26 protein-coding genes are annotated in these 25,645 nt (G+C 68.1%); 18 read left to right on the top strand and 8 right to left on the bottom strand.

What is annotated here, in order from left to right; translation table 11 throughout:
- Positions 1–22: 22 nt before the first annotated feature.
- Together ABZV44_RS36145 and ABZV44_RS36150 are read right to left on the bottom strand one after the other, a co-directional pair.
- Positions 23–1,000, bottom strand: a complete 978-nt coding sequence (locus ABZV44_RS36145; RefSeq protein ID WP_354846681.1) for a heme A synthase — start codon at positions 998–1,000, stop codon at positions 23–25.
- Between the two features lie 130 nt (positions 1,001–1,130).
- Complete coding sequence (locus ABZV44_RS36150) at positions 1,131–1,913, bottom strand: ABC transporter permease (RefSeq protein ID WP_354846684.1); 783 nt, start codon at positions 1,911–1,913, stop codon at positions 1,131–1,133.
- A gap of 104 nt (positions 1,914–2,017) precedes the next feature.
- Between ABZV44_RS36150 and ABZV44_RS36155 the strand changes: the two genes are divergently transcribed.
- Positions 2,018–3,217, top strand: coding sequence for a transposase (locus ABZV44_RS36155; RefSeq protein ID WP_354846686.1), 1,200 nt, complete (start codon positions 2,018–2,020; stop codon positions 3,215–3,217).
- A gap of 29 nt (positions 3,218–3,246) precedes the next feature.
- Here ABZV44_RS36155 and ABZV44_RS36160 read toward each other — a convergent pair whose 3' ends face one another.
- A complete protein-coding gene (locus ABZV44_RS36160; protein ID WP_354846689.1) occupies positions 3,247–4,179 on the bottom strand; it encodes an ABC transporter ATP-binding protein in 933 nt (310 codons plus the stop codon).
- The gene (mptB, locus tag ABZV44_RS36165; protein ID WP_354846692.1) at positions 4,176–5,858 is read right to left on the bottom strand and encodes a polyprenol phosphomannose-dependent alpha 1,6 mannosyltransferase MptB; all 1,683 of its coding nucleotides are present in this window, start codon (positions 5,856–5,858) and stop codon (positions 4,176–4,178) included. Before mptB ends, ABZV44_RS36160 begins: the two co-directional genes overlap by 4 nt.
- 230 nt (positions 5,859–6,088) lie before the next feature.
- Here mptB and ABZV44_RS36170 point away from each other — a divergent pair, with 230 nt between their 5' ends.
- From ABZV44_RS36170 to ABZV44_RS36190, 5 genes are all read left to right on the top strand, one after another.
- The gene (locus tag ABZV44_RS36170; protein WP_354846695.1) at positions 6,089–6,358 is read left to right on the top strand and encodes a metal-sensitive transcriptional regulator; all 270 of its coding nucleotides are present in this window, start codon (positions 6,089–6,091) and stop codon (positions 6,356–6,358) included.
- A gap of 61 nt (positions 6,359–6,419) precedes the next feature.
- The gene (locus tag ABZV44_RS36175; protein WP_354846698.1) at positions 6,420–6,656 is read left to right on the top strand and encodes a DUF2892 domain-containing protein; all 237 of its coding nucleotides are present in this window, start codon (positions 6,420–6,422) and stop codon (positions 6,654–6,656) included.
- A complete protein-coding gene (locus ABZV44_RS36180) occupies positions 6,656–7,051 on the top strand; it encodes a DUF302 domain-containing protein (RefSeq protein ID WP_354846700.1) in 396 nt (131 codons plus the stop codon). Before ABZV44_RS36175 ends, ABZV44_RS36180 begins: the two co-directional genes overlap by 1 nt.
- A 59-nt stretch (positions 7,052–7,110) precedes the next feature.
- Positions 7,111–7,704 (top strand): TetR/AcrR family transcriptional regulator, encoded by a 594-nt coding sequence (locus ABZV44_RS36185; protein WP_354846702.1) that lies wholly within the window; start codon positions 7,111–7,113, stop codon positions 7,702–7,704.
- A 40-nt stretch (positions 7,705–7,744) separates the two neighbouring features.
- The gene (locus ABZV44_RS36190) at positions 7,745–8,764 is read left to right on the top strand and encodes an alcohol dehydrogenase catalytic domain-containing protein (RefSeq protein ID WP_354846705.1); all 1,020 of its coding nucleotides are present in this window, start codon (positions 7,745–7,747) and stop codon (positions 8,762–8,764) included.
- On the opposite strand, the gene ABZV44_RS36195 is transcribed toward ABZV44_RS36190, so the two are convergent.
- The gene (locus ABZV44_RS36195; RefSeq protein ID WP_354846707.1) at positions 8,754–9,650 is read right to left on the bottom strand and encodes a sigma-70 family RNA polymerase sigma factor; all 897 of its coding nucleotides are present in this window, start codon (positions 9,648–9,650) and stop codon (positions 8,754–8,756) included. The genes ABZV44_RS36190 and ABZV44_RS36195 overlap by 11 nt on opposite strands.
- 29 nt (positions 9,651–9,679) lie before the next feature.
- On the opposite strand from ABZV44_RS36195, the gene ABZV44_RS36200 reads away from it, so the two are divergent.
- The 5 genes from ABZV44_RS36200 to ABZV44_RS36220 all read left to right on the top strand — a co-directional run bounded on the left by ABZV44_RS36200 (position 9,680) and on the right by ABZV44_RS36220 (position 15,760).
- A complete protein-coding gene (locus tag ABZV44_RS36200) occupies positions 9,680–10,111 on the top strand; it encodes a DoxX family protein (RefSeq protein WP_354846710.1) in 432 nt (143 codons plus the stop codon).
- Positions 10,112–10,158: 47 nt separating this feature from the next.
- Positions 10,159–11,478: a deoxyribodipyrimidine photo-lyase gene (locus tag ABZV44_RS36205; protein ID WP_354846713.1), complete on the top strand. Its 1,320-nt coding sequence runs from the start codon at positions 10,159–10,161 to the stop codon at positions 11,476–11,478.
- Between the two features lie 116 nt (positions 11,479–11,594).
- A complete protein-coding gene (locus tag ABZV44_RS36210) occupies positions 11,595–13,337 on the top strand; it encodes a pyruvate dehydrogenase (protein WP_354846715.1) in 1,743 nt (580 codons plus the stop codon).
- Positions 13,338–13,406: 69 nt separating this feature from the next.
- Positions 13,407–13,976, top strand: a complete 570-nt coding sequence (locus ABZV44_RS36215; RefSeq protein ID WP_354846717.1) for a peptide deformylase — start codon at positions 13,407–13,409, stop codon at positions 13,974–13,976.
- 515 nt (positions 13,977–14,491) lie between these two features.
- Entirely contained in the window at positions 14,492–15,760 is a 1,269-nt protein-coding gene (locus ABZV44_RS36220) for a glycosyltransferase 87 family protein (RefSeq protein ID WP_354846719.1), read from the top strand.
- Between the two features lie 17 nt (positions 15,761–15,777).
- Here ABZV44_RS36220 and ABZV44_RS36225 read toward each other — a convergent pair whose 3' ends face one another.
- A complete protein-coding gene (locus ABZV44_RS36225) occupies positions 15,778–16,785 on the bottom strand; it encodes an LLM class flavin-dependent oxidoreductase (RefSeq protein ID WP_354846722.1) in 1,008 nt (335 codons plus the stop codon).
- Positions 16,786–16,915: 130 nt separating this feature from the next.
- Positions 16,916–17,740 (bottom strand): NAD(P)H-binding protein, encoded by an 825-nt coding sequence (locus ABZV44_RS36230; RefSeq protein ID WP_354846725.1) that lies wholly within the window; start codon positions 17,738–17,740, stop codon positions 16,916–16,918.
- Positions 17,741–17,889: 149 nt separating this feature from the next.
- Here ABZV44_RS36230 and ABZV44_RS36235 point away from each other — a divergent pair, with 149 nt between their 5' ends.
- Genes ABZV44_RS36235 through ABZV44_RS36265 form a run of 7 tightly spaced genes read left to right on the top strand, consistent with a single transcriptional unit; the run spans position 17,890 to position 24,268 of the window.
- Positions 17,890–18,732 carry a metalloregulator ArsR/SmtB family transcription factor gene (locus ABZV44_RS36235; protein ID WP_354846728.1) on the top strand — a complete coding sequence of 281 codons (843 nt, stop codon included), beginning with the start codon at positions 17,890–17,892 and terminating at the stop codon, positions 18,730–18,732.
- Positions 18,729–20,165 (top strand): Fe-S cluster assembly protein SufB, encoded by a 1,437-nt coding sequence (sufB, locus tag ABZV44_RS36240; RefSeq protein ID WP_354846731.1) that lies wholly within the window; start codon positions 18,729–18,731, stop codon positions 20,163–20,165. Before ABZV44_RS36235 ends, sufB begins: the two co-directional genes overlap by 4 nt.
- Complete coding sequence (gene sufD / locus ABZV44_RS36245; protein ID WP_354846734.1) at positions 20,165–21,343, top strand: Fe-S cluster assembly protein SufD; 1,179 nt, start codon at positions 20,165–20,167, stop codon at positions 21,341–21,343. The genes sufB and sufD overlap by 1 nt, the downstream gene beginning before the upstream one ends.
- 37 nt (positions 21,344–21,380) lie before the next feature.
- Positions 21,381–22,178: a Fe-S cluster assembly ATPase SufC gene (sufC, locus tag ABZV44_RS36250; protein WP_354846736.1), complete on the top strand. Its 798-nt coding sequence runs from the start codon at positions 21,381–21,383 to the stop codon at positions 22,176–22,178.
- Positions 22,179–23,432, top strand: coding sequence for a cysteine desulfurase (locus ABZV44_RS36255; RefSeq protein ID WP_354846739.1), 1,254 nt, complete (start codon positions 22,179–22,181; stop codon positions 23,430–23,432).
- Between the two features lie 3 nt (positions 23,433–23,435).
- Positions 23,436–23,909, top strand: a complete 474-nt coding sequence (gene sufU, locus ABZV44_RS36260) for a Fe-S cluster assembly sulfur transfer protein SufU (protein ID WP_354846742.1) — start codon at positions 23,436–23,438, stop codon at positions 23,907–23,909.
- 2 nt (positions 23,910–23,911) lie between these two features.
- The gene (locus ABZV44_RS36265) at positions 23,912–24,268 is read left to right on the top strand and encodes a metal-sulfur cluster assembly factor (RefSeq protein ID WP_354846745.1); all 357 of its coding nucleotides are present in this window, start codon (positions 23,912–23,914) and stop codon (positions 24,266–24,268) included.
- 188 nt (positions 24,269–24,456) lie between these two features.
- On the opposite strand, the gene ABZV44_RS36270 is transcribed toward ABZV44_RS36265, so the two are convergent.
- Positions 24,457–25,545, bottom strand: a complete 1,089-nt coding sequence (locus ABZV44_RS36270; protein ID WP_354846748.1) for an ADP-ribosylglycohydrolase family protein — start codon at positions 25,543–25,545, stop codon at positions 24,457–24,459.
- Between the last annotated feature and the right edge of the window lie 100 nt (positions 25,546–25,645).

Consider the following 25,645-nt stretch of genomic DNA (forward strand, 5'->3'; position numbering starts at 1 on the left):
CGGTACGGAGCCGCCGACCGATTCAGGCGGCGGCCTTGTCCACGGGCGCCGGAGCCGAGGTGGGAAGGGTTTCGCGGGTGCGCATGGCGGCCCAGAGGGCGGCGGTGGCGGCGGTGCAGGCGGCGGCGCCGCCGACGTGGACGGCGACCAGGGCGGCGGGCACGTGGGTGAAGTACTGGACGATGCCGACCAGGGCCTGGGAGCACACCAGGGCGATCACCAGGATGAGGCGGTTGCGGATGGTCTTGTTCATGCCGACCGCGGCCAGGCCGCAGGCGAGGCCGACGAGCAGGGCCAGGTAGGCGACCAGGAGTTCGGCGTGCAGGTGGACCAGGGTGACGATCTCGACCTGCAGGCGTTCGACCGGCTTCTCGACGCTCTTGTCACCCGCGTGCGGGCCCGCGCCGGTGACCAGGGTGCCCGCGATCAGCGTTCCGGTGAGGGCCAGACCGGACAGGGCGGTCAGCAGCCGCAGCGGCTTGGGAACCTGAACCGTGTCGATGCCTTCGTCGGGTTCCCCGACCTTGGCCCACAGCAGCGTCGCCAGCCACACCATCAGCATGGACGCGAGCAGGTGCACCGCGACCGTCCACCACAGCAGCCCGGTGCGCACGGTGATACCGCCGATGACCGCCTGCAGCACGGTGCCGCCGGGCATCAGCCACGCGTACACCTGGACTTCGCGCCGCCGCCGCGCCCGGGTGACCGCGAGCACGATGGCCGCCGCGGCCAGCGACACCACGAAAGTGAGCATGCGGTTGCTGAATTCGACCACCTGGTGCAGCACCGGCACCTCGGCCACCGCGGTCGGCACGAAGCTGCCGGGGAAGCACTGCGGCCAGGTGGGGCAGCCCAGACCCGAGGCGGTGACGCGGACGACCGCGCCGGTCACCGAGATTCCGGCCTGGGACAGGATGACCAGGAAGGCGAGCAGTCGCTGCACCCGCAGGGAAGGCATCGGGAACAGGTCGGCAAGTCGCTGGAAGGCGCGAGACAGCACGCACCGATGGTAGCGGGGCCGCATTTCGCCCCGTCACCGGCCCTACTACAACGTGTCGTTAAACACCCGGGCGGGCGCGAACTTTCGATCAACTCCGATGCCTACGGAGGTGACCGCCGCCCGGACGGCCTCAATCGAACTTGAAGAACCGGGTGGCCAGCCACCCCGCGAGCCCGCCCCAGCCGGCCAGCACCGCGAGCCCGTACCAGTCGATGCTGGTGCGCATCGCCTGCTCCAGGCACTCCGACAGCGCTCCGGACGGAATGATCCGCGCGATCAGGCTCACCGCGTGCGGCAGGTCGTCGGACATGAACACCAGGCTCGCGGTCCCGAGCATGACGAACCACAGAATGTTGGCGAGCGCCAGCACCACCTCGGCCTTGAGCGTCCCGCCGAGCAGCAGCCCCAGCGCCGCGAAGGTCGCCGTCCCGAGCGCGATCACCACCGCGCCGAGCAGCAGCCCGGTGAGCGACGGCCGCCAGCCGAGCGCGAACCCGATGGCCCCCAGCAGGATCGACTGCAGCACCACCACGATCAGCACCGCCGAGCACTTGCCCGCGACAATGCCCCACCGCGGCAGCGGCGTCGCCCCCAGCCGCTTCAATGCCCCGTACCGCCGATCGAACCCGACGGCGATCGCCTGCCCGGTGAACGCGGTCGACATGATCGCCACCATCATCACCGCCGGCACCACCCGGTCCACCCGGTGCTCGCCCAGCCCAGTGACCGGCAGCAGGCTCAGCCCGATCAGCAGCGTGATCGGAATGAACATGGTCAGCAGCAGCTGTTCCCCGTTGCGCAGCAACAGGATCAGCTCCATGCGCGTCTGCGCCGCCAGCATCTTGGCGCGCGTGGTCGGCTGCGGCGCGGGGGAGAAGGTGCCCGCCGCGAATCGATTCCCGGTCTCGGTCATCGGACTGTTCCTCTTTGGGTGCATCCACCTGATATCGGCGGAAAGACGGCCGTTCTCGCATGAAATCGGCCAGTCATTCGAACAAGTGTGCTACTACTGTGGTCATGCCCTCCGCTGTACTGAAGCGGGCCTTCGAATTCCGCTTCTATCCGACCGCTGTCCAAGCCGCTGAACTCGCGCGGACATTTGGCTGTGTCCGGAAGGTGTACAACTTGGCGCTGGAGGTGCGCACGGAGGAGTGGCATCATCACGCGACGAGGATCGACTACTACCAGACCTCGGCGTTCTTGACGCTCTGGAAGCAAACCGATGAGTTGGCGTATCTCAACGATGTGTCCTCGGTGCCGTTGCAACAAGCGTTGCGACATCTCCAGGCTGCGTTTGCGGCGTTCTGGGAACGTCGTTCCGAATTCCCCCGGTTCAAGTCCCGCAAGCGATCTCGCGATGCAGCGGAATACACACGGAGTGGGTTCCGCTATCAATCTGGTGAGCTCACGCTTGCCAAGATGGATGAACCCCTGAACATCGTTTGGTCGCGGTCGCTGCCGCCCGGCGTGCAACCTTCTACGGTGACTGTCACTCGCGATAGTGCTGGTCGCTGGTTCGTATCGATGCTGTGTGAAGACCCACGAGTTCAACCGCTCCCGGCTGTATGCCGATCCGTGGGCATAGATGTTGGTTTGCGTCACCTGGCGGTTCTCTCGACCGGAGAGAAGATCGCCAACCCGAAGCATGAACGACGCGATTATGTCCGGCTCGCCAGAGCACAACGAGCGGTATCGCGGAAAGCTCCTGGCTCTCGTAATCGGGAGAAGGCCCGTCATAAGGCCGCGCGCATCTTTGCGCGTGTTGCAGACCGGCGGCGGAACCATTTGCACGAAGTGACCACTCGGCTCGTGCGTGAGAACCAAACGCTCGTGATCGAGGACCTGACGGTCAGCAACATGGTCCGAAATCGGCACCTCGCTCGTGACATATCCGATGTCGCTTGGAGGGAGTTTCGCGAGATGCTCGCGTACAAGGCGAGCTGGTACGGCCGCAAGTTGATTGTGATCGACCGATGGTTCCCGTCGTCGAAGCTGTGCTCGTCCTGCGGGCTTCTTGCCGAGTCCATGTCTTTGGAGGTCAGGGCGTGGGTTTGCAGCGGATGTGGTGCAGCTCAGGACCGAGATGTGAACGCCGCAAAGAACATTCTGGCCGCCGGACGGGCGGTGACAGTCTGTGGAGATGGTGTAAGACCCCAACGGAGTACTCCGGGCAGGCGATCGTCCGCGAAGCAGAAAGCCCCAGCCCGTGAGGGCTAGGACTCCCGTCTCCATCGTAGGGAAGGACGTCAACCGCGCAGCTCCCGCCCGGTCAGTTCGAGGAATACGTCTTCCAGCCGGCGCTGGTCGATGCGAATGTCGGTGGGCAGCACGTCGATTCGCGCGCACCACGCGGTCATGGTGGCCAGCACCTGCGGGGTGATGTCGCCCTGCAGCAGGTACGAACCGGGCGCGGTCTCGCGCGGGGTGAACCCTTCCGGCAGTGCGGCTTCCAGTAGCGACAGGTCGAGTTTGGGTGGTGCGGTGAACGCCAGCCGCCCTTCGGCCCCGTGTGAGGTGACCTCGGCGGGCGTGCCCTGTGCGACGACCTGGCCGTGGTCGATGATCACCAGCTGGTCGGCCAGCTGCTCGGCCTCGTCCATCATGTGTGTGGTCAGCAGCACGCTGACCCCGTCGCGGCGCAGCGCGTCGATGAGTTCCCACACCAGATGCCGTGCCTGCGCGTCCAATCCGGCGGTCGGCTCGTCGAGGAACACGATCTCCGGCCGCCCGACCAGCGCGCACGCCAGCGCGAGCCGCTGCTGCTGCCCGCCCGAGAGCCGCCGATAGGGCGTCCGCCGAGCGTCTTTCAGTCCGAGCGTGTCCAGCAGCCAGGCCGGGTCCAGCGGATTCGCCGAATAGGAGGCGACGAGATCGAGCATCTCCCCGGCCTTGGACCCCGGATACGCGCCGCCGCCCTGCAGCATCACGCCGATGCGCGGTCGGAGCTGATCGGAGTCGGCGATCGGGTCCAGGCCCAGCACCCGCACGGTCCCGGCGTCGGGAGTCACGAAGCCTTCGCACATCTCGGTGGTGGTGGTCTTGCCGGCGCCATTGGGTCCGAGCAGGGCCAGCACCTGTGCGCGTTCGATATCGAAGCTGATGCCGTCGACCGCGGTGGTCTCGCCGTAGCGTTTCACGACGCCGTCGACGCGTACGGCGGGTCCGGAAGCTGCGGTCACGATGAGACACCGTAAGGCGTGGGCTGCTGTGACCGAGCCGACACCCCCGGCTGATTGCGCCACGGCAGCACATTTCGGGTGAGGAAGATCAGCGACAGGCCCACGATCACGGTGGCGATGGCGGATTCGACGATCTGGAAGACGTAGAAGTCCGCGCCGCGCGGCATGACCATCACCGACACCACGACCGACAGCACCACCGCCGGCACCCGGAAGGCGGGCCGGTTGGCCCACGCGGCGAGGGGCACGATCGCCCACAGCAGGTACCAGGGTTGCACCACCGGGAACAGCAGCACGATCGCGCCGAGCGAAACACCCAGCGCGCCGATCGCATTCAAGCGCCCGGTCCAGGCGGCGATGAGCATGCGCAGGGTCACGAAGCCCGCGATGAGTTCCGCGATGGGCCGGGTGATGTCGAGCAGGGCGGTGGTGTGGTCGCCGAGTCCGAGCAGCACGCCGCCGAACCCGGTGATGATCCCGACGGCGGTCGGCAGCGACAGGTAACTGCGCACGGAGGTGGCGGTGCCGACGGTATTGACCCAGCCGAATCCGAGTCCGCTGGCATAGCTCACCGAAAGTGTCGTGATCACGGCGATGGCACCGAGTACACCGCCGGCGACGAGTACCGGTTTGAGCCCGCGTCCCCACCGCCGCGCCAGCGCCATGCCGACGAATCCGAGGCTCACCAGCGAGATGATCTTCACCGACGAGGACAGCGTGATCAGCACGGCACCGAAAACCAGCAGCGCCCAAGCCCTTTGATTGAACTGCGGGCAATCGTCGATGGCGCGCAGGCAGAATTCCATTCCCGCCAGCATCAGCCCGAGCATGAGCGCGTCATTGTGCACCCCGCCCACCAGGTGGAACAGCACCAGCGGGTTGGCCGCGCCCAGCCACAGCGCGCTCACCCCCGCGATTCCGCAGCGTCGCGACAGCCGCGGCAGCGCCCATACCATCAATGCGACGCCCGCCAATGCCAGCAACCGATGCAGCCACACCCCGAGAAGGATGTTGTCACCGGTGATCTGCGCGATGCCGCGTCCCATCCACAGGAACAGCGGGCCGTAGGGCGCGGAGGTGTCCCGCCAGATGGTGGGGACATTGTTGGTGAGCACATTGTTGAGCCCGAGCCCGGCCACCGGGCCGACCGAATACGGGTCCATGCCCCGGGCCGCGATTTCGCTCTGTGCCAGGTACGAATAGACGTCGTTGCTGAACATGGGTGGCGCGACGCTGAGCGGAATGATCCACAGCAGCAGCGTCCGATCCATCTGTGAGCGGCTGAGCCGGTGGCGTGGATCGCCGCCCCACCCGCCGACGGCGAAGCGGCCCAGCAGCAGCCACGCCATGATCACCAGGATGGTGCCGATCATGCACATGGCCAGCGTCGAGGTGCCGGCCCGCGCGAAGAACCCGAGCACCCGCATACCGGAGATCGGATTCTGGTGCACCGGTTGGGCTCCGACACCCAGCGCGGACACCGCCATGATCACGGCCCCGGTCGCGCCGAGCAGCCGGATCCGCATCAATTGCAGGGTTTCGCGCCGGTCCAGACCGGGCCGGTCGGCGTCGACGCCGTGCAGGACGGCGACGGTGTGATCGGCGGCGGGAACGTCCAGACCCAGGGCCCGGCGTCCGATATCGATGACTCTGCGCCGCGCGCCTTCCACTACCGCCACAGCTGCGAAGCCTAGTCCGGAGCCGCGGGTCGGACGCCGATCGCATGGCCGTAGCGCGGGTTCGACCGGTGTGCTCGCGAGTTGCCGATCGGGGCCCGCATGGCCGATCACGCCCGCTGGCTCCGCGCACTGACGGGTGGGGTCGCGGGAAAGGGTGAGCCCTCTCTCATGACTCTCTCATACCCCTAGGGGTATACTGAAGTCATCGGACTCAGGGAAGGAAACCCCCAATGATCGGCGACGAAGACAGCATCGCACTGGTCCTCAATCGGCTGCGCCGCGCGCACGGACAGCTTGCGGGCGTCATCTCCATGATCGAGCAGGGCCGCGACTGCAAGGACGTGGTCACCCAGCTCGCCGCGGTCTCTCGCGCTCTCGACCGGGCCGGGTTCAAGATCGTCGCCACCGGACTGCGGGACTGCCTGACCGGGGAGCGGGCCGAGAACTCCGAGCCGATGACAGTCGAGGAACTGGAGAAACTCTTCCTGGCGCTGGCCTGATGCTCTTCCGGGCGATCCCCGCCGAGGGATCGCCCAGCGCCCGGAGCGAAAGGAGGTCAAGATGACCGCGATCCGCCACTGGTCCATCGACCGCATCGTGCCGGGTCTGGCCGGCGCCGTGGTGCTGCTCAGCCTCGTGCTGGTGCTCGTGTTCTCGCCCTGGTGGCTGCTGCTGACCGCCTTGGTGGCGGCCAACCTGGTGCTCTTCGGGGTCGTCGGCTGGTGTCCGATGACCCTGCTCCTGCAACGCCTGGGCGTGCCCCGAACCGGCAGCCCCGCCACGGAAAGGACTTCGTGATGACCCCTGCCCTCTCGGCCACCCTGCACACCGATTTCGCCGATGCGGTGCAACGCACCCGGAAGGCCCTGTCCGAGCAGGGCTTCGGCGTGCTCACCGAGATCGACGTGACCGCGACCATGAAGCAGAAGCTGGACGCGGACATGGAGGACTACCTCATCCTGGGCGCGTGCAATCCGGCGCTGGCACACACCGCCCTCGGTGTGGACCGTCGGATCGGCCTGTTGCTGCCGTGCAATGTGGTTGTGCGCGCGGATCGTTCGGACGCCGGCACGATGATCGTGGAGGCCATGAATCCGGAGGTGTTGGTGCAGGTCGCGGGCGATCCGGCGCTGCAAGAGGTCGCCGACTGCGCCACCGCGATGCTGAGCGCGGCCATGGCGGCGCTCGGTTGATCCACTGCCCGAACACGATTCGCGCTGCCCCTGTCGGACCCCGCTCATACTCTGGATGAATGGTGTCCGATTCGAAACGGCGAATCGAGGTGGCTGCGGCCGGGCTGCTCGCCCGGCACGGCTATCACGGATTCGGGCTGAAGAAGTTGAGCGAGGCGGCAGGGCTGCCGTATGGGTCGATCTACCATCACTTCCCGGGCGGCAAGGAGGAGATCGCCGTCTCGGCCATCACCGGCACGGGCGTGCTGGTGGGGCGCATGATCCGGCAGGCCCCGGGCGATGTGTTCGGTACCGCGGCAACGCTGTTCGACTTCATGGCCACCAAACTGGCCGAGACCGACTGGGCCGCGGGCTGCCCGGTCGGGACCCCCGCCCTGGACGGCGGCAGTGATGTCGACTCCGTGCGCTCCGCGTGCGTGTCGGCCTTCGAGGCGATGACACACGGTTTCGCCGAACTGCTCACCGAGCTGGGCCTGGCACCGGGGGACGCGCGTGATCTGGCCACCACGGTGGTCGCGGCCTACGAGGGCGCGACCGTCCTGGCCCGGGTGCGCCGCACCGATGAGCCGCTGCACACGGTTTCGGCGGCCATGGCCCGGTTGATCCGGCTGAGTCTCGCGGAAGTCGCTGCTGCCGAGTCGAATTCATCCTAGGGGGGTTGACTGGAAAGAATGTTCTAGCGACGATCGATCCATGAAGCGACTCGTGCTCGACGGCCCGCACGCACTGCGCTGGGAAGACGCCGCCGAACCCACCCTCAATGCCCCTGATCAGGCCCTGGTCCGCCCCATCGCCGTGGCCACCTGCGATATCGACCCCGCGATCCTGCAGGGCCGGTTCCCGCTGGCGGGCCCCTACCCCTTCGGCCACGAGGGGGTGGCGGAGGTGGTGGCCGTCGGCGACGACGTCACCACCGTCCGCGCTGGCGACAAGGTGGTGGTCCCGTTCCAGATCTCCTGTGGCGCCTGCGATTCCTGCCGCCGCGGCCATACCGGCAACTGCACCACCCACCCGTTCATGTCCAGCTACGGCCTCGGCCCGATGGGCGGGCTGAGCTGGGGCGGGCTGTGGTCGGACCTGGTCGCCGTCCCGCACGCCGACGCCATGCTGGTCCCGTTGCCGGCCGGAGTGGATCCTGCCGCGGTCGCCAGCGCCAGCGACAATATCGCCGACGCCTACCGATCGGTCGCCCCGCAACTCGCCGCCCGCCCCGGCGCCGAAGTCCTGGTCCTGAGCGGTCCGGCCGCACCATCCATCGGCCTGTACGCGGCCGGTCTCGCGGTGGCACTCGGCTCCGCCCGGGCCGTCTACCTCGACACCGACCCCGAAAGGCTCGCCATCGCAGCCGAACTCGGCGCGGAGCCCGTCGAGGGCAGGCCGACCGACCGGGTCGGCCGGTTCCCGGTCACCGTCGAAGCCGTGGGCGGCTCCGAAGCCCTGGTGGCCGCCATCCGTGCCACGGCCAATGATGGTTTCTGCACCAGCGTCAGCATCCAGACCCAGGATGTCGCCCTGCCCATGCTCGAAATGTATTCGCGCTGCTGCACTTTCCACACCGGCCGGGCGCACGCTCGCCCGTCGATCCCGCACATTCTGGATCTGGTGGCGGCCGGGCGTTTCGATCCGAGCGTGGTGACCACCCGCACCGTGGCGTGGGAGGATTCGATCGACGCGCTGCTCGAGGCGCCGGTCAAACTCGTCGCTACGCGCTGAAGCCGGATATCGAGAGTGGTAGTCGCGCCAGCGTTTCCGGGTCGGCGAGCACGTCGATCCGGACGATGCGCTCGCCCTCGACGGTGAACGCCATGACCGCCGGTGGCTCGTCGCGGCCGGCGACCAGTGCTCCCGGCCGCCCGTCGACCAGGACCATCGCCGAGAAATCGGCGCGCGCCGCGAACCCGGCCGCCAGCCGCGCCACGATCGGCGCGCCCCGTGCGGTGACCGGCACCGGCCCCGGCGCGGCGGTCCGGTCCGCGGACACTGTCACGTCGGCGGCCAGGACCGCCAGCACCGCGGCGATGTCTCCGGCCCGGACCGCTGCCAGGAACGCCCGCACGACACGGCGTTCCCGCAGCGCGTCCGGCCGGAGCTCGTCGGAGGCGTCGATCACCCGATGCCGGGCGCGGCTGGCCAGCAGCCGGGCCGCGTTCGGGGACCGCTGCAGGATGTCGGCGACCTCGTAGAACGGCACCGCGAACATGTCGTGCAGGACGAAGGCGATCTGTTCGGCCGGTGGCAGCCGCCGCAGCAACACCAGGACCGCCCGCTCCAGTTCGTCGGTGAGTACCGCGTGTTCTTCGGGTTCACCGGCGGTCGCAGTGGAGGGGAGCGGTCCGGGCACGACGTCGCCGAGCGGGCGTTCGGGGTTGGTCCTGCGGGCGCGCAGCCGGTCCAGGCAGATCCGGGACAGCGTGGTGGTCAGCCAGCCGTCGAGATTGCGGATGCCGTCGATGTCGGTGCGGTGCAACCGCATCCACGTCTCCTGCACGGCGTCCTCGGTCTCGCTGGATGCGCCGAGCAGGCGGAATGCCAGCGCGTTCAGCCTGGCGCGCCGTTGTTCGAAACGTTCTACCGGGAATCCCGAGTCGCTGTCCGACATATTTCGCGCTCGCCGAACGTCACGGTGTCATGACTACACAAACCATCGTCACACGAAAAGCTCTCGACCGCTCGGTGCTCTATTGGACCGCCACCGTGCTGGTCGCGGCGGAACTGGTGGTCGGCGGCTGGTGGGACATCACCCGCTACCCGCAGGCCCGCGACACCATCGTGCACCTGGGCTATCCGACCTACTTCCTGGTTCTGCTGGGCGTCTGGAAGCTGCTCGGCGCGCTCGCGCTGCTGGTTCCGGGATTTCCCCTGGTCAAGGAGTGGGCCTACGCGGGCGTCGTCTTCGTCGACAGCGGCGGCATCGTCTCGCACCTGACGATCGGCTATGCCCGCGGCGAGGTGACCGTGCTCGCGCTGCTGCTCGTGCTCACGGTCGTCTCGTGGGCGACGCGCCCGGCCGGGCGGAAAGTCCGGGACCAGCTGATAGGTTTCCGGCGGAATCTCCCGTAGAACACCGCGTTCCCGTTCGACCCGATCGATCCGAAAGCGAGTGCTCGATGCAGGTGGCGATCGCCCTGTTCACCCGTGACCTGCGGGTGCACGACAATCCGGTGCTGGCGGCGGCCGCCGCGGGCGCGGCGGTGGTGCCGCTGTTCGTGCTGGACCCCGGCATCATCGAGCGAAACCCGGTCGCGCCCAACCGGCTCCGCTTCCTGACGGCGGCGCTCGCGGACCTCGACGCCGAATTACGCGGGCTCGGCACACCATTGGTGATCCGCCGGGGCCCGGTCGCCGACGAGGTGGCCCGGGTGATCGCCGAAACCGGCGCGACGAGTGTGCAGGTGGCCGCCGATGTCAGCCGGTACAGCCGAAACCGTGAGCGGGAGTTGCACGTTCGCGCGGGGGAGTCGGGGTGCCGGCTGGTGGTCCAGCCCGCGTCGGTGACCGTGGTCGACCCGGCGGAGCTGCGTCCGGCCACCGGCCGCGACCATTTCGCGGTCTTCACGCCGTATTTCCGTCGCTGGCTCGACACGCCGCTGCGGCCGCAGGCCCCGCGCCCACGACGACTCGCAGGTCCGGACATCGGCGGCGAGCCGGTCCCCGCCTATGCGGATCTGTGCGCCGAGCCGACCTCCCCGCACCTGTCCGTGGGTGGCGAGCGCACCGGCCGGAAACTGTTGCGCGACTGGCTCTCCGGGCCGGTGGACCACTACCACACCGACAGCGACATCCTGGCCGGCGCCACCTCCGGCCTCTCGCCCTACCTCCATTTCGGCTGCCTCTCCCCGGTCGAGGTGGTCCGCCGCACCGATCTCGCCACCCCCGGCGGCGAAGCCTTCGCCCGTCAGCTGGCCTGGCGCGATTTCCACCACCAGATCCTCGCGGCCCGGCCGGACCTCGCCCACACCGACTTCCGTCCGCGCCCCACCGCCCCGCGCGATGACCCACACGCCTTCGCGGCCTGGCGGGACGGACGCACCGGCTACCCGGTCATCGACGCGGCCATGCGGCAGCTGCTGGCCGAGGGCTGGATGCCCGGTCGCGCCCGGCTGCTGGTCGCGAGCTTCCTCACCAAGTCGCTGGGTGTGGACTGGCGCCTCGGCGCGGCGCACTTCCTGACCTGGCTGGTCGACGGCGATATCGCCAACAATCAGATGAACTGGCAGTGGGCCGCGGGCACGGGCACCGACACCCGCCCGAACCGGGTTCTCAACCCCATCCGCCAGGCCGAGCGGTTCGATCCCGATGGCGAGTACGTCCGTCGCTGGCTCCCCGAGCTCGCGCATCTGCCCGGTGCGCGCATCCACAAGCCTTGGCGCGCAACACCTCCCGTAGCCGGCTACCCGGCTCCGCTGGTGGAGTTCAACGGCATGTGACAATCGGCCCGATTCGCGGTATGGCAACTATGCAGCAACCCTAACTGTCTGATTTCGGTAGAGTGCGTCGGTGGCCTCCGGTCATGCTCGGTCTCGACACTGCGAACGGAGCGATCATGGGCCGGAATTCGGTCGCCGGCCAGCTGGTCGTCGCCCTCGTCGCCGCCGGGGTCCAACGGGTGTACGGACTGGTGGGGGATAGCTTGAACCCCTTCGTCGACGCGGTGCGCCGGACCGAGGGCATCGACTGGGTGCACTGCCACAACGAGGAGAGCGCGGCCTTCGCGGCCGGCGCGGAATCGGTGCTCACCGGCCGGCTCGCGGTCTGCGCGGCCAGTTGCGGACCCGGCAACACTCACCTGATCCAGGGGCTCTACGACGCACATCGCAATGGTGCCTCGGTGCTGGCTATCGCCTCGCACATTCCCAGCCGTGAGATCGGCACCGGATTCTTCCAGGAAACCCACCCCGAGCGACTCTTCGTGGAGTGCAGCCACTTCTGTGAGATGGTCGGCACCCCCGAGCAGATGCCGCGGCTCGCCTACATCGCCATGCAGACCGCACTCGGCCGGCACGGCGTCTCGGTGCTGGTGGTCCCCGGTGACGTGCTCGGCGCGGAGGCCGAGAACCGCGGCCGGCAGTCGGATCTGGTGACCGAAGCGCCGACCGTGGTCCCGCCCGCCGCCCAGGTGGACCGCCTCGCGGAGGCCCTCAATGACGCCGACACGGTGGCCCTGTTCGCGGGCGCGGGCGTGCGCGGCGCACACGCCCGGGTCATGAGCCTGGCCGAGCGACTGCACGCCCCGATCGGCCACGCGCTCGGCGGCAAGGAGTGGATCCAGTTCGACAACCCGTACGACGTCGGCATGAGCGGGCTGCTCGGCTACGGCGCCGCGTACGAGGCCACGCACGAAGCCGACCTGCTGCTGTTGCTCGGCACCGACTTCCCCTACGACACCTTCCTGCCGCAGAACGGCCGGATCGCCCAGATCGACCGCGACCCGTCCCGCATCGGGCGCCGCGCCGCGGTCGATGTCGCCGTCAATGGCGACGTGGCCGCCACCATCGACGCCGTCCTGCCGCTGCTGCACCAGAATCCGAGCCGCGCCTTCCTCGACGCCATGCTCCGCCGGCACACCTCCGCGCTGGAGAACGTGGTGGCCGCCTACACCCGCGATATCGACCACCACACGCCCATCCACCCGGAGTACGTCGCCGCGCTCATCGACGAAATCGCCGACGACGACGCGGTTTTCACCGTCGACACCGGCATGTGCAATGTCTGGGCGGCGCGCTACATCACCCCGAACGGCCGCCGCCGCATCATTGGCTCGTGGCGGCACGGCACCATGGCCAATGCCGTCCCGCACGCCATCGGCGCCCAGACGGCCTACCCGGGCCGGCAGGTGATCTCGCTGTCGGGAGACGGCGGTCTGGCCATGCTCATGGGTGAGCTGCTCACCGTCTGGCGGCACCGGCTGCCGGTGAAGATCGTGGTGTTCAACAACTCCACGCTCGGCATGGTCAAGCTGGAGATGCTGGTCGACGGCATGCCCGACTTCGGCACCGACCAGGAGCCGGTGAACTACGCCGATATCGCGGCGGCCGTGGGCATTCCGTCGCTGCGGGTGACCGACCCGGCCGAGGCGCGGGCCGTGCTGGCCACGGCGTTCGCCGAGCCCGGGCCGATGCTGGTGGACGTGGTCACCGACCCCAATGCCCTGTCCCTCCCGCCCCGGATCGACGCCGCACAGGTCAAGGGTTTCGCCCTGGCAGCGGGCAAGATCGTGCTGGCGGGCGGCGTCGGCCGCATGCTCGACATGGCCCGCAGCAACCTGCGCAATATTCCGCGCCCGTAGCGGGTCGCGAATTCCCGCTGCCGGACCCCGGCGGAAACCGGGCGGCCTGCTTCTGGAAGAAATAGGGGCATGGCTGTTCGACCGATCCTCATCGCCGGTGACCCCAGACTGTCCACCCCGGCCGTGCCCGTCACCGAATTCGACGCGGAGCTGGCCGCTTTCGTCGAGGACCTGTTCGAGACGAACACCGCGGCCCGGGGTGCGGGCCTGGCGGCCAACCAGATCGGCGATCCCCGTGCGGTTTTCGTGTACGACCTGATGACCGGCGACGGCCGCCGGCGCGGGTACGTCATCAATCCGAGCATCGAGACCTCCGAGATCCCGGAGACCATGCCCCACCCCGACGACGACGCCGAGGGCTGCCTCTCGGTGCCCGGCGAGTGGTTCCCGACCGGGCGTGCCGACTGGGCCGAAGTTTCGGGCGTCGACATCCACAACCAGCCGGTCACCGTCTCCGGCACCGGCTACCTGGCCCGCTGCCTGCAGCACGAGACCGACCACCTGCTCGGCCACCTGTACCTGGACCGCCTCATCGGCCGCAATCAGCGCGCCGCCAAGAAGATGATCAAGGCCAATGGCTGGACCGAAGCGGGCCGCTCCTGGCTGCCCGGCCAGGACGCCGACCCGTTCCACGACTAGGTCCCGGTCTCCCGACCGGGTGAATGCATAGGCCTCGACACCCAGGGCAATCCCGGTGATCGCCGACAGCGCGAATTCGGCCAGGGGGTGAGGAATACGCGCGCGGCCGAGGGCGCGGGCCGGATGGTCGGCGAAGCGTGAACGGGGCCGCGAAGACGACGACGTAGCGACTCACCACCCCGGCGATCAGGGTGAAATTGGCGAGACCGAACCGCCGGGCGCGACGAACCCGATCACGCGATGGCCACGCGCCGTCTGTGGCGCGGATCCGCCCGGAGGGCAGGCCCGCCCGGAGGGCAGGCCCGCCCGGAGCGCAGGCCCGCCCGCGTGCGCAGGCTCTTCAGTACCGCGGCGACCGCGAAGACAGCATTGTCCGGCGCCATGACCGCGAGGGACCACTCGGCCGCGCCGAATCGAACCCTGTTGCGCCGCAGGAGTAAATGGGGGCTCGCGGCCGGGGGGTGCTGTCACTACGGTCGGGCGGGCAATCGAAACCCGGGACCATGGGGGTGCGCATGCCGTTGCCGGCCATCGATCAGGCGACGGCCGCGAATCAGGCTGCGCCGCAGCGGCACTCGATTCCCCTGGTCGTGGTGTGGCCGGTAGCGGTGCTGGGCGCGCTGGCCGGGGCGTATTGGCTCCAGCTGGCGATCGTGGCACCGCGGATGGCGCTGCACCTGGTCGATCTCGATGCCTATCGGATTGCGGCGGACCGGGTGGTGCACGGTGTTTCGGTGTACGACACACCGCTGCACGGCCATACGCGCGGGGTCTGGGAGTTCGTCTACACTCCGTTCGCGGCACTGATGTTCGTGCCCCTGGCGGCACTGCACGGAGCGGCGTTCACCTGGGTCGGCGGGCTCGCGAATTTCCTTCTGCTCACCGGATCGGTGTGGGCAGCCCTGTCGGTGCTGGGCTATCGCCGCGATCGTCGCATGCTGATCGTGGGACCGACCGCTGCCGGGCTGCTGCTGTTGTGCGAGCCGATCCGCGAGACCATGGCGTTCGGCCAGGTCAACATGTTGCTGCTGCTCCTCGTCCTGGCCGATATGGCCTTGCCCGATTCGTCACGCGTGAAAGGCGTACTGACCGGCATCGCGGCCGGCATCAAGCTGACTCCGGCGTTCTTCATTCTCTACCTGCTGGTGACCCGGCGTTTCCGGGCCGCCGCCACCGCGACCGGCGCTCTGGTGACCACGATGGTGATCGGTCTGGCTGTGCTGCCGAAGGATTCACTGACCTTCTGGAGCGGCGGGTTCGCCGACCCCTCCCGCGTCGGCGCCCCCGAGAATCCGGACAACGAATCGCTGCGCGGCATGCTCGCCCGGTCGCTGGGTTCGGGTGGCGGCATCCAAGTGCTGTGGCTCGCAGCAGCTCTCGTCATCACCGCCGTTTGCCTGGTGCTGGCCCGCCGTCTCTCCGGATCCGGCCGCGAACTTCCCGCCGTGGTCCTGTGTGGCCTGACCAGCACCGTCGTCTCCCCGTACAGCTGGATCCATCACTGGGTCTGGCTCGCGCCCCTGCTGATCTACCTGGCCCACCTGGCGAATCGCCACCGTTCCGTCCCCACCGTCGCGGGCCTGCTCGCCGTTTTCCTCGTCTGTTCGGGCGGTATGTTCATCCTGTTCGGCGTCCACCGCGAGAGTGTCTTCGACTTCCCGAACCGGGGCCCTGTCGCACTCTTCGACCACAATGCCTTTATCTGGCTCGCCCTGGTCCTTTTCGCTGTCATCGCCCTCGCTCTCCGGCGAAATACCCCGGCGGAGAGCGACGGGCCGGCATAGAGGTCGGCTGATGTCCTTCAGCGTGTGACGGATTCGCGTGCTGCCATCGCCGCGCCGGTCAGCTCGATCGAGCGCACCCGGTCGTCGATGTTCTGGGCGTGATGCGCCGTGATGAGTTCGTCGGCCTGGATGCCGGCCGCGAAATCCTCCAGGTACGCCACGACGTCGGTGGGTGTGCCGACGGCCGTGTACGTGGTCATCCTGGCCAGATGACGGCCATTGGGCGAGGCCAGGAAGGCGTCGATCTCCTCGTCGGAGAAATCCATGCCCGCCGCGCCGCGCTTGATGAACGCGCGGGTGCGCGCCCGGTAGGAGATGGTCTTCTGTTCCTCGGCCTGCGTGCGATCCTCGGCCGCGAACACATTGACCCCGGCCATGACATACGGCTCGGCCAGTTGCTCGGAGGGCCGGAACCGGTCGCGGTATTCGCGGACGGCCTCGTGCAGGGAATCGGGCGCGAAGTGCGAGGCGAAGGCGTAGGGCAGGCCCAGGTGCGCGGCCAGCTGCGCGCCGAACAGCGACGACCCCAGAATGTAGAGCGGCACAACGCCTTCCGCGCGCGGCACCGCCTGAATGCCCGGAATCCGCGAGTTCCCGGTCAGATACCCCTGCAACTCCAGTACGTCCTGCGGGAAGGTGTCCGCCGAGGACGGGTTACGCCGCAGCGCCCGCATGGTTTCCTGATCGCTGCCCGGCGCGCGGCCCAGCCCGAGGTCGATGCGACCCGGGTACAGCGATTCGAGGGTGCCGAACTGCTCGGCGATCACCAGCGGCGAGTGGTTCGGCAGCATGATTCCGCCCGCGCCGAGCCGGATTGTCTCGGTATGCCCGGCCACGTGGCCGATGAGCACGCTGGTCGCGCTGGACGCGATCGACTTCATATTGTGGTGCTCGGCATACCAGACCCGCCGGTACCCGCTGCGTTCCGCCGCCTGCGCCAGCGCGACGCTGTTCCGGAAGCTGTCACGCGCGGTCTGACCGGGCGCGATCGCCGCCAGGTCGAGGAGGGACAGTGCGATGGGCATGCGGGCACCGGCTTTCGTGGATGTCGTGTTCTGGAGGGCGGACGCTGTGGCACCCGCACCTCAGTGATAATTCGATTGTCATCGAACTTATGCCCGTGCCGCACCGAGCCGCCATCGGGCGACCGGTCGGCTACCGGAATTTCTCCACGTGCTCCGCGGCCCAGTCCCGGACATCCCGCGCCGGCCGCCCGGTGAGGTCGGCCACCGTCGTCGTGACCAGATCCGAGCGTGGCCGGAATTCGGCCATCGACAGCAGTGATTCGATCAGCCGCGCCGGCAGCCCGGCCCCGGTCATCGACTCCCGCGCCACCTCCAGCGGCAGCGCCTCGAAGCGCAGCGAACGACCCAGCACCTCGCCGATCGCCGCGACCTGATCGGCCCGCCCGACCACCCGCGGCCCGGTCACCAGGTATTTCCGCCAGGTGTGCGAGTGATCGGTGAGCAGTCGCGCCGCCACGTCCGCGACATCGCCCTCGTGCACCACAGCGCACGGCGCGACCTCGGTCGCGCGCACCACGTCACCGGCGCGAATCTGCCCCGCCCAGCCCAGCGCGTTGGAGGCGAGGGTGTCCGCGCGCAGCACGGTCCACGGCAGCCCTGAGCCCTCGATGAGCGCCTCCATCTCGGCATGCAACTGCGGAATCAGATCCGATTGCGGCCCTTGGTCGTTCACCGTCGTGGACGACAGGTACACGACGCGCTGAGCGTGCCCGGCGAGCACCTTCAGCACCCGCGCCGCGCCCTCCGTCCCATGGAACGGCCACACCAGGAACACCGAGTCGACCCCGTCCGCGGCCGCGGCCAGCGATTCCGGCTCGGCCAGATCCCCGCTCACCACCTCGACTCCGGGCGGCAGGCCGGCGGTCTCCGGATCACGAGCCAGCGCGCGTGTCCGGACCCTCGCCGCGACCAGTTGGGCAACCACCTGCCGGCCGACGTTTCCCGTCGCACCCACCACGAGCACACTGTTCACGTCTTCGGAAACCCACCGTGACCGGGTCGAATTTCCTTAATGCCGGGATATATATGGTGGCTCGGATCACACCCGAACCCATCGCCCCAGGTCGCGATGATCAGGTCAGGTGACCCTTACTGGAACGAGGGATGGAATTCCGTCACACTGATGTTGTGAAAACCGTGGGTTTGCGGAACGCGGAACAGGCCGGGCACCAAAACGACGGTGCCCGGTCCGTTGTCGTGCCCGTGCCGGCGGGTGAGGGTCATACCCGGGAAGCTGTCATCAAGCTGCTGCTGGAGGAGGGCCCGATCACCGCGACCGCCATCGGCGAACGCCTGGGCCTGAGCCCAGCGGGCGTGCGCCGGCACCTGGACGCGCTCATCGAATCGGGCGAGGCCCGCGCGATGCGGTCGGCACCGTGGCAGCAGAAGGGGCGTGGTCGTCCCGCCAAGCAGTTCCAGCTGACGGCCACCGGCCGTGGCCGCCTCGGGCATGCCTACGATGACCTCGCCGGAGCCGCCATGCGGCAGCTGCGGGAGATCGGCGGAGAGCAGGCCATAACCGAGTTCGCGCGCAAGCGGGTGGCGACCATCGTGTCCGGGGTCGGCGCGCTCGCCGAGCACACCCCGGCCGAGACCGAGGCCAAGGCGGAGGAGATCGCGGACGCGTTCACCGACGCCGGATTCGCGGCCTCGACCCGGAAGGTCGGTGCGGGCGTGCAGATCTGCCAGCACCACTGCCCGGTCTCGCATGTCGCCGAGGAGTTCCCGGAGCTGTGCGCGGCCGAGCTCGAAGCCTTCCGGGAGATTCTCGGTACGCACGTGCAGCGCCTGGCGACCATCGCCAATGGCGACTGCGCCTGCACCACGCACGTCCCGCTCGTCGCAGTGCCCCCGATATCGAATACCGCCCAAAAGAATTCCGCATCGACCCCCGTTGCACAGCCCGCAACGACTTCTACAGATGACTCCGGAAGGAGTGCCGAATGACGACGACCACCGACCAGGTGCAGCCGCTGTCCCAGGAAGAGACCATCGCGTCCCTGGGCACGTACGAGTACGGCTGGGCCGACAAGGATGTCGCCGGTGCCAGTGCCAAGCGCGGCCTGTCCGAGGACGTCGTACGCGACATCTCGGCGAAGAAGGACGAGCCCGAATGGATGCTCGACTTCCGCCTCAAGGCACTGCGCATCTTCGACAAGAAGCCCATGCCGAGCTGGGGCTCCAACCTCGGGGGCATCGACTTCGACAACATCAAGTACTTCGTGCGCTCGAGCGAGAAGCAGGCCGCGTCCTGGGAAGAGCTGCCCGAGGACATCAAGAACACCTACGACAAGCTGGGCATCCCGGAGGCGGAGAAGCAGCGGCTGGTCGCGGGTGTCGCCGCGCAGTACGAGTCCGAGGTCGTCTACCACTCCATCCGTGAGGACCTGGAAAAGCAGGGCGTCATCTTCCTCGACACCGACACCGGTCTCAGGGAGCACCCGGAGATCTTCCAGAAGTACTTCGGCTCGGTCATCCCGTCGGGTGACAACAAGTTCTCCGCGCTGAATTCGGCGGTGTGGTCGGGTGGCTCGTTCATCTACGTGCCGCCGGGCGTGCACGTGGACATCCCGCTGCAGGCGTACTTCCGGATCAACACCGAGAACATGGGTCAGTTCGAGCGGACGCTGATCATCGTCGACGAGGACGCCTACGTCCACTATGTCGAGGGCTGCACCGCGCCGATCTACTCCTCGGATTCGCTGCACTCCGCGGTGGTCGAGATCATCGTGAAGAAGGGCGGCCGCTGCCGCTACACCACCATCCAGAACTGGTCGAACAACGTCTACAACCTGGTGACCAAGCGCGCCAAGGCCGAGGCGGGCGCGACCATGGAGTGGGTCGACGGCAATATCGGCTCCAAGGTGACCATGAAGTACCCGGCCGTGTGGATGACCGGTGAGTACGCCAAGGGCGAGGTGCTCTCCATCGCGTTCGCCGGTCCGGACCAGCACCAGGACACCGGCGCGAAGATGCTGCACCTGGCGCCGCACACCTCCTCGACCATCATCTCCAAGTCGGTGGCGCGCGGCGGCGGTCGTGCCTCCTACCGCGGCCTGGTTCAGGTGAACAAGGGTGCGCACGGCTCGAAGTCGACCGTGAAGTGCGATGCGCTGCTGGTGGACAACGTCTCTCGCTCCGACACCTACCCCTACGTCGACATCCGCGAGGACGACGTGACGATGGGCCACGAGGCCACGGTGTCGAAGGTGTCCGAGGACCAGCTGTTCTACCTGATGAGCCGCGGCCTCACCGAGGACGAGGCCATGGCCATGATCGTGCGCGGCTTTGTCGAGCCGATCGCCAAGGAGCTCCCGATGGAGTACGCCCTGGAGCTGAACCGCCTGATCGAACTGCAGATGGAAGGAGCCGTCGGCTGATGACGGTCGAGAATGTTGCCGTTGCCGCCGAGGGCCGTGCGCCCGCCGTCAACAAGGGTGAGGTTTTTGCGTCCTTCGACGTGGACGCCTTCGAGGTGCCGTCCGCGCATGACGAGGCGTGGCGCTTCACCCCGTTGCGTCGCCTGCGTGGCCTGCACGACGGCACCGCCGTTCCGGACGGCCGGGCCGTCGTCGAGGCGAACACTGTCGAGGGCGTGACGGTGGAGACCGTCGGCCGTGACGACGCTCGCCTCGGTATCGCCGGTACCCCCACCGATCGCGTTGCCGCGCAGGCGTACTCGGGTTTCGAGCAGGCGACCATCGTGTCGATCGGCGCGGAAACCGAAGTGGCCGAAGCGGTCGTCGTCACCATCACCGGTCCGGGAGAGGGCAAGACCGCCTACGGGCACACCCAGATCCGACTGGGCAACTTCGCGCACGCGAACGTGGTCCTCGACCAGCGCGGCAGCGGAACCTACGCGGAGAACGTGGAATTCGTGCTCGGCGACAGCGCCAAGCTGAATGTCATCGTCATTCAGGACTGGGCCGACGACGCCGTGCACGCGACCGCGCACCACGGCAAGCTGGGCCGGGACGCCACCCTGCGGCACACCAATGTCACTCTCGGTGGCGATCTGGTGCGCCTGACCGCGACTGTCCGCTACGACGGTCCGGGCGGCGACGCCGAGCTGCTCGGCGTGTACTTCGCCGATGACGGCCAGCACTTCGAACAGCGCCTGCTGATCGACCACGGGGTGCCCCACTGCAAGTCGAACGTGCTGTACAAGGGTGCGCTGCAGGGCGATCCGTCCTCCAGCAAGCCGGACGCGCGCACCGTGTGGGTGGGCGACGTGCTCATTCGCGCGGCGGCCGAGGGCACCGACACCTACGAGGCCAACCGCAACCTGGTACTCACCGATGGCGCGCGCGCCGACTCGGTGCCGAACCTGGAGATCGAGACCGGCGAGATCGTCGGCGCCGGACATGCTTCGGCCACTGGGCGTTTCGATGACGAGCAGCTGTTCTACCTGCGCTCGCGCGGTATCAGCGAGGACGCGGCCCGACGTCTGGTCGTGCGCGGCTTCTTCTTCGAGATCATTCAGAAGATCACGGTTCCCGAGGTCCGGGAGCGGCTCGAGGCGGCCATCGAGGCCGAGCTCGCCGCTGTCGGCGCCTGACACCAACTTCCCATCCCCGCAAAGGAATTCGAATTCGATGACCACCCTGGAAATCAAGGACCTGCACGTCGAGGTCGCCAACCCGGACGAGACCGCCGAGCCCATCAAGATCCTCAAGGGCGTCAACCTGACCGTGAAGTCCGGTGAGACCCACGCGATCATGGGCCCCAACGGCTCCGGCAAGTCGACCCTGTCCTACGCCATCGCCGGGCACCCCAAGTACACCGTCACCCAGGGCACCATCACCCTCGACGGCGAGAACGTGCTGGAGATGTCGGTCGACGAGCGTGCGCGGGCGGGCCTGTTCCTGGCCATGCAGTACCCCGTCGAGGTCCCGGGTGTCTCGGTCTCGAACTTCCTGCGCACCGCCGTGACCGCCGTCCGCGGCGAGGCCCCCAAGCTGCGCACCTGGGTGAAGGAAGTCAAGGACGGCATGTCCGAGCTGGACATCGATCCGGCCTTCGGCGAGCGCTCGGTCAACGAGGGTTTCTCCGGCGGTGAGAAGAAGCGCCAGGAGATCCTGCAGCTGGGCCTGCTCAAGCCGAAGATCGCCATCCTCGACGAGACCGACTCGGGTCTGGACGTGGACGCGCTGCGGATTGTTTCCGAGGGTGTGAACCGTTACAAGGAGCGGGAGACCGGCGGCATCCTGCTGATCACCCACTACACCCGCATCCTGCGCTACATACAGCCCGACTTCGTTCACGTGTTCGTGAACGGCCGCATCGTGGCCGAGGGCGGCCCCGAGCTGGCCGAGGAACTCGATGCGAATGGCTACGTGCGCTTCACTTCATCCGCGGCGAGCCGCGAATCAGATTCTGTCGTAGGAGCCTAAATGACCAGCACCGTGGGGACTCTCGACATCGCCAGGATCCGGGCCGACTTCCCGATCCTGAGCCGGACCGTGCGCGACGGAAAACCGCTGGCGTACTTGGATTCCGGTGCGACGTCGCAACGTCCGCTGCAGGTGCTCGACGCCGAGCGGGAATTCCTGCTCGAACACAACGCGGCCGTGCATCGCAGCGCGCACCAACTCGCCGAGGAGGCCAATGAGGCCTACGAGGCGGCGCGCGCGGCGATCGCGGCGTTCGTCGGCGTCGGCGCGGACGAGATCGTGTACACCAAGAACGCGACCGAGTCGCTGAACCTGGTGGCCTACGCCTTCTCCGACGACCGATTCCCGTACCGCGTCGGCCCCGGCGACGAGATCGTCATCACCGAGCTCGAACATCACGCGAATCTCGTGCCGTGGCAGGAGCTCGCGCGCCGGACCGGTGCGACGCTGAAGTGGTACGGGGTCACCGACGAGGGTCGCATCGACCTGGACTCGCTGGAGCTGTCGCCGGCCACCAAGGTGGTCGCCTTCACCCACCAGTCGAACGTGACCGGCGCGGTCGCGGATGTCGCCGAATTGGTGCGCCGGGCAAAGGAAGTCGGCGCGATCGTGGTGCTGGACGCCTGCCAGTCGGTGCCGCACATGGCGGTGGACTTCAAGGCGCTGGGCGTCGACTTCGCCGCCTTCTCCGGCCACAAGATGCTGGGCCCCTCGGGTGTCGGCATCCTGTACGGCCGCCGTGAGCTGCTCGAGGACACCCCGCCGTTCATCACCGGTGGTTCCATGATCGAGACCGTGTTCATGGATCATTCGACCTTCGCCCCGCCGCCGCAGCGGTTCGAGGCGGGCTCGCAGATGATCTCGCAGGTCGTCGGATTGGGCGCGGCTGTCCGGTATCTGAGCGATGTCGGCATGGAAGCCGTTGCGGCGCACGAGCACTCGCTCATCGGCGCGGCACTGGAGGGCCTGGGCGAGATCGACGGCGTCCGCATCATCGGCCCGACCGAGAACGTGAACCGCGGTGGCGCGGTGTCGTTCCTGGTGAACGGTATTCACGCCCACGACGTCGGCCAGATCCTCGACGACCAGGGTGTCGCCGTCCGGGTGGGTCACCACTGCGCGTGGCCACTGCACCGGCACTTCGGTATCGCCGCGACCGCGCGGGCCTCGTTCGCGGTGTACAACACCCTCGACGAGGTCGATCAGCTGGTGGCCGCGGTGCGGAAGGCCCAGAGCTTCTTCGGAGTTGCATAGACCATGCGCATGGAGCAGATGTACCAGGAAGTCATCCTGGACCACTACAAGCACCCGCACCACCGAGGGCTGCGCGAGCCCTTCGGCGCCGAGGTGCACCACGTCAACCCCACCTGCGGTGACGATGTGACGCTGCGTGTGCACATCGACGACAACGGCGACGTCAAGGACGTGTCCTACGACGGCCAGGGTTGCTCGATCAGCCAGGCGTCCACCTCGGTGCTCACCGACCAGGTCATCGGCCTGCCGGTGCAGCAGGCGCTGAAGGTGGTCGAGGCGTTCGACGAGATGGTCACCAGCCGCGGCACCGTCGAGGGCGACGAAGAGGTGATCGGCGACGGCATCGCGTTCGTCGGCGTCGCCAAGTACCCCGCCCGCGTGAAGTGCGCGCTGCTGGGCTGGATGGCCTTCAAGGATGCCGTGGTGCGGATAGCCTCGGCCGAGGAAGCCAAGAAGACGATGGGCAACGGGGAGTAGAGATGAGCGAAACCGACCAGCAGGCCAAGGAACTCACCCCCGAGGAGATCCAGCACCTCGAGGACATGGAGGAGGCGATGCGCGACGTCGTCGACCCCGAGCTGGGCATCAATGTCGTCGACCTCGGCCTGGTCTACGGCATGACCTTCGAGGATGGCATCGCCAAACTCGACATGACCCTGACCTCCCCGGCCTGCCCGCTGACCGACGTCATCGAAGACCAGTCCCGCAACGCCCTCGTGCGCTCCGGCCTGGCCGAAGACCTCCAGATCAACTGGGTCTGGATGCCCCCGTGGGGCCCCGACAAGATCACCGACGACGGCCGCGAACAGCTGCGCGCCCTCGGCTTCACGGTCTAGCGGGACCAGCAATCCGCCCACGATGCGGGTCGATCCGATACGGATCGGCCCGCATCGTTGTGTGGGCCGACGCTTTCACCGGGGGAGGAAGCCTTGTCCTGCGGAATCAGGCCCCTGCGCCGTTGATCTGGAAGGGATTCGGCGATTCGGTTCGTACGGCCCTGAATTCGTGGGCGACGCCCTCCCGCTCACTGGTCGAGACCTCGGTCGAGAGGGTAGCGGTCGGCCAGGGCCGTGCGATCGTTGTAGAAGAAGTTGAGGACGAGATCGTCGGCGACTCGGAACAATTCGTCGCGACCTTCGACGGCGGCCACCCATTCCATGGGGAGGGCCTCGAGGCCGTGGATGGCGCCGATGAGGTTGCCCGCCACCGCGCCGGTGGAGTCGGAGTCGCCGGAGTGGTTGACCGACAGCAGGAGCCCGGTGCGGATGTCGCCGGTGCGGTAGGTGTGCAGCGCGCAGTACACGGCGATGGCCAGGCACTCCTCGGCGCACCACCCCGCGCCGATTCGCTCCAGCCGCTCCGGGGTGGGGTCACCCAGATGCGCGGTGGTGAGGGCGGTGGCCAGGGCGGTGATCGTTTCCGCGCTCGCGGGCATCGGGGCGAGCCGGGAGATGGTGTCCTGCACCGCGATCGGTAGTTCGGTTCCGGACAGCACGCTGTCGATCAAGATGGCGAGGGCGCCCGCCGCGAGGTAGCCGGTCGGGTGGCCGTGGGTGAGCTGGGCGCATCGCATGGCGGTATAGAACGCGCGGTCGGCGCCGAATCCGGCCAGCCCGAACGGCGCCGATCGCATCACGGTCCCGCATCCCTTCGACTTCGGATTCACCGGCCCCGGCTCCCCGAACTCCAACGGCGGCACGAAACTTTCGGCCTGCCGCCGTAGCCCGGTGAGGCAGGCATTGCCCGGAGACCGCATGGCATACAGGAATCGGTGCCCCGCCAGCCACCCGTCCACCTCGGCCGCAGGTTTCTCCTGCTGTTGAGTATCCCGCCACCGCAGGTAGGCACGGCGCAGCACCGGCGCGGGGTCCGCACCCGGCGGACAGCGCAGCAGCCCCTCGGCGGTGAACAGCGTCATCTGAGTGTCGTCGGTGATCTGCTGTGGCGCGGCCGGATCCGGGCCGGGCAGGAATCCGGTGACCCCCGCCGCCCCGTACCGCCCCCGGATCTGCTGCAGCGACAGAAACTCGATCGGCCACCCCAGCGCGTCCCCGATCGCCCCACCCAGCAGCGCCCCGCGCACCCGGTCGAACAGCCTCTCGTGATCTTGCACGCGACCCACCCTATGCGCGTCGCCCGCAGAGCCGTCACGATGCGCCGCCTCCGTCGTGGGCAGTACCTGGCAACGGTGGCCCGGCAAGCAGGTCCGTCTG

The sequence above is a fragment of the Nocardia sp. NPDC004860 genome (genome assembly GCF_040609015.1).
Classification (GTDB): Bacteria; Actinomycetota; Actinomycetes; order Mycobacteriales; family Mycobacteriaceae; genus Nocardia.

Coding starts and splice junctions, on each gene's coding strand:
- ABZV44_RS36235 (WP_354846728.1), top strand. CDS start 17,890: ATGGAATTCCGTCACACTGATGTTGTGAAAACCGTGGGTTTGCGGAAC.
- ABZV44_RS36190 (WP_354846705.1), top strand. CDS start 7,745: ATGAAGCGACTCGTGCTCGACGGCCCGCACGCACTGCGCTGGGAAGAC.
- sufU (WP_354846742.1), top strand. CDS start 23,436: ATGCGCATGGAGCAGATGTACCAGGAAGTCATCCTGGACCACTACAAG.
- sufB (WP_354846731.1), top strand. CDS start 18,729: ATGACGACGACCACCGACCAGGTGCAGCCGCTGTCCCAGGAAGAGACC.
- ABZV44_RS36185 (WP_354846702.1), top strand. CDS start 7,111: ATGGTGTCCGATTCGAAACGGCGAATCGAGGTGGCTGCGGCCGGGCTG.
- ABZV44_RS36150 (WP_354846684.1), bottom strand. CDS start 1,913: ATGACCGAGACCGGGAATCGATTCGCGGCGGGCACCTTCTCCCCCGCG.
- ABZV44_RS36265 (WP_354846745.1), top strand. CDS start 23,912: ATGAGCGAAACCGACCAGCAGGCCAAGGAACTCACCCCCGAGGAGATC.
- ABZV44_RS36225 (WP_354846722.1), bottom strand. CDS start 16,785: ATGCCCATCGCACTGTCCCTCCTCGACCTGGCGGCGATCGCGCCCGGT.
- ABZV44_RS36180 (WP_354846700.1), top strand. CDS start 6,656: ATGACCCCTGCCCTCTCGGCCACCCTGCACACCGATTTCGCCGATGCG.
- ABZV44_RS36255 (WP_354846739.1), top strand. CDS start 22,179: ATGACCAGCACCGTGGGGACTCTCGACATCGCCAGGATCCGGGCCGAC.
- ABZV44_RS36155 (WP_354846686.1), top strand. CDS start 2,018: ATGCCCTCCGCTGTACTGAAGCGGGCCTTCGAATTCCGCTTCTATCCG.
- ABZV44_RS36220 (WP_354846719.1), top strand. CDS start 14,492: ATGCCGTTGCCGGCCATCGATCAGGCGACGGCCGCGAATCAGGCTGCG.
- ABZV44_RS36205 (WP_354846713.1), top strand. CDS start 10,159: ATGCAGGTGGCGATCGCCCTGTTCACCCGTGACCTGCGGGTGCACGAC.
- ABZV44_RS36195 (WP_354846707.1), bottom strand. CDS start 9,650: ATGTCGGACAGCGACTCGGGATTCCCGGTAGAACGTTTCGAACAACGG.
- ABZV44_RS36175 (WP_354846698.1), top strand. CDS start 6,420: ATGACCGCGATCCGCCACTGGTCCATCGACCGCATCGTGCCGGGTCTG.
- ABZV44_RS36170 (WP_354846695.1), top strand. CDS start 6,089: ATGATCGGCGACGAAGACAGCATCGCACTGGTCCTCAATCGGCTGCGC.
- sufC (WP_354846736.1), top strand. CDS start 21,381: ATGACCACCCTGGAAATCAAGGACCTGCACGTCGAGGTCGCCAACCCG.
- ABZV44_RS36200 (WP_354846710.1), top strand. CDS start 9,680: ATGACTACACAAACCATCGTCACACGAAAAGCTCTCGACCGCTCGGTG.
- ABZV44_RS36210 (WP_354846715.1), top strand. CDS start 11,595: ATGGGCCGGAATTCGGTCGCCGGCCAGCTGGTCGTCGCCCTCGTCGCC.
- sufD (WP_354846734.1), top strand. CDS start 20,165: ATGACGGTCGAGAATGTTGCCGTTGCCGCCGAGGGCCGTGCGCCCGCC.
- ABZV44_RS36215 (WP_354846717.1), top strand. CDS start 13,407: ATGGCTGTTCGACCGATCCTCATCGCCGGTGACCCCAGACTGTCCACC.